This is a genomic window from Micromonospora sp. NPDC049580, assembly GCF_040675595.1.
In the GTDB taxonomy this organism is placed as follows: domain Bacteria; phylum Actinomycetota; class Actinomycetes; order Mycobacteriales; family Micromonosporaceae; genus Micromonospora.
The window spans coordinates 1-2,268 of the sequence record NZ_JBFAPG010000703.1 but is presented as its reverse complement, the minus strand read 5'-3'; the positions used below and the strand labels follow the sequence as shown (position 1 = coordinate 2,268).

Genomic DNA, 2,268 nt, shown 5'->3' with positions numbered 1-2,268 from the left:
CGGGCCCCGGGTAGAGGGGCCCGTCGCCGTTTCGGAGAGGATGACCTGATGAGTTCCCTGTTCACTCCCCTGGCCCTGCGCGGGGTCACCCTGCCCAACCGGATCGCCATGGCGCCGATGTGCCAGTACTCGGCCGGACCGGACGGCCTGCCCACCGACTGGCACCGCATCCACCTTGGCAGCCGCGCGGTCGGCGGGGCCGGGCTGGTGCTGACCGAGGCGACCGCCGTACTCCCCGAGGGTCGGATCACCCCGCAGGACACCGGGTTGTGGTCCGACGCGCACGTGGACGCCTGGCGACCGATCACCGCGTTCGTCGCCGCCCACGGTGCGGTGCCGGCCGTCCAGCTCGCGCACGCCGGTTTCAAGGCCTCCACCTACCGGCCGTGGGCGCCGGAGCGCGGCGGAGTGCCGGACGCCGAGGGCGGCTGGACGCCCGTCGCCCCCGGGTCCGAGCCGTTCACGCCCGGCTACCGGACGCCGACCGCCCTCGACGCGGCGGGTATCGCCAGGGTGGTCGAGGCGTTCGCCGCAGGCGCCGAGCGGGCCCTCGCCGCCGGCTTCGCCGCCGTGGAGATCCACGCCGCGCACGGTTACCTGCTCAACGAGTTCCTGTCGCCGCTGACCAACCACCGCACCGACGCGTACGGCGGCGATCGGGCCGCCCGGATGCGGCTCACCCTGGAGGTCGCCCGCGCCGTGCGCGCCGCGGTCGGCGAGAGCGTGCCGGTGCTCACCCGGATCTCCGCCACCGACTGGGTCGAGGGCGGCTGGACCGTCGAGGACAGCGTGGTGCTCGCCGGTGAGCTGGCCGGCGTCGGCGTCGACCTGGTCGACGCCTCCTCCGGCGGCGTCAGCCCGGACCAGCGCATCCCGCTCGGCCCCGGCTACCAGGTGCCGCTGGCCGCCCAGATTCGCCGTGAGGCGGGCGTGCCGACCGGCGCGGTCGGCCTGATCGTCGAGCCGGAGCACGCCGAGGAGATCGTCGCCAACGGCGAGGCCGACCTGGTGCTGCTCGGCCGGGAACTGCTGCGCGACCCGTACTGGCCGCGCCGCGCCGCCGCGAAGCTCGGCGTCGCGTACAGCGGACCCGCCCAGTACGCCCGCGCCTGATCCGAACCCCGTACGGGCGGCTGCCGTCACCGGCAGCCGCCCGACCGTCAGCCGGCCAGGTGCGACCAGTCGCCCTCCAGCTCCCGCCAGGTGCCCTGCGCCGCCACCGCCCCGGTGTGCAACACCACCACGTGGTCGGCGCGGACCAGCGCGGCACGCTTCGCGGTCGATCCGACCACGGTCACCCCGTGCGCCCGCAGCGCCCGCCACAGCGCCAGCTCGGTGGTGACGTCCAGCGCCGACGACACGTCGTCGGCGACCAGCAGTTCGGTACGCGGTGCCAGCGCCCGGGCCAGCGCCAGCCGCTGTAGCTGGCCGCCGGAGAGCCGGGTGCCCTTGTGCCCGATGAGCAGACCCAGCCCACCGCCGGCGGCGGCCAGGTCGTGGTCGAGCTGGGCGGTGCTGACCGCGCCGGCCGCGTCCACCTGGTGGCCGAGCGCGATGTTGTCGGCCACCGTGCCGGAGAGCACCCGGGGCAACTGGCCGACGTAGCCGACCTGGTTGGGGCGCAGGAACAGCTCGGGCTCGGTGACCGGGTCGCCGTTCCACGACAGCTCGCCGGTGTGGTGCACGATGCCGGCCAGCGCCCGCAGCAGCGAGGATTTGCCCGACCCGACCGGCCCCACGACCAGCACCAACTGCCCGCGCTGCACCGTCAGGTCCACGTCCCGGACGGCGACCGTGCCGTCGGAGTGCACCACCGAGAAGCGGCGCAGCTCCAACCGGCGCAGCGGGTGCCGGGGCGGCGACGTCGGCGCGGGCGCGGTCCCGGCGGCCAGGTCGACCGCCGGCACCGCCGCCGTGTACGCGCCCACGCCAGTCATCGCCACCGTCCGGCGGGTCCACACCCGCGCCGACGGCAGCTGGGAGATCAACGACGCGGTGGTCCAGGCGAACCACCGGGCCGCGCCCAGCGTGGAGACCGCCACCAGCACCGCGCCGGCCGACAGCTCGCCGCCCAGGTAGAGGGCCCACGCGCCGATCGGCAGCAGGCCACTGGCCACCGACGGCGTCGACCGCGACCACACCTGCACGGAGATCTCCCGTCGCTGCCGGTCACTGCGCAGCGCGTCCAGGACGGCGAGGTGACGCAGCACCGCCGCCGTGGCGCCGGCGAGCTTCACCGTCCGCGCCGCGGAGAGCGCCGAGACCAGG

The 2,268-nt window shown here is 75.7% G+C and carries 2 protein-coding genes; one reads left to right on the top strand and one right to left on the bottom strand.

Annotated features, from left to right (window positions below):
* Positions 1–48 precede the first annotated feature (48 nt).
* Positions 49–1,113: an NADH:flavin oxidoreductase/NADH oxidase gene (locus tag AB0J68_RS31185; protein WP_363942357.1), complete on the top strand. Its 1,065-nt coding sequence runs from the start codon at positions 49–51 to the stop codon at positions 1,111–1,113.
* Between the two features lie 47 nt (positions 1,114–1,160).
* Here the strand turns inward: AB0J68_RS31185 and AB0J68_RS31180 are convergent.
* Positions 1,161–2,268: ABC transporter ATP-binding protein (locus AB0J68_RS31180; RefSeq protein WP_363942355.1), on the bottom strand; the 1,108-nt coding region annotated here is incomplete at its 5' end.

Excerpts from the sequence above, each read along its gene's own strand:
- AB0J68_RS31185 (WP_363942357.1), top strand. The coding sequence starts at position 49 with ATGAGTTCCCTGTTCACTCCCCTGGCCCTGCGCGGGGTCACCCTGCCC.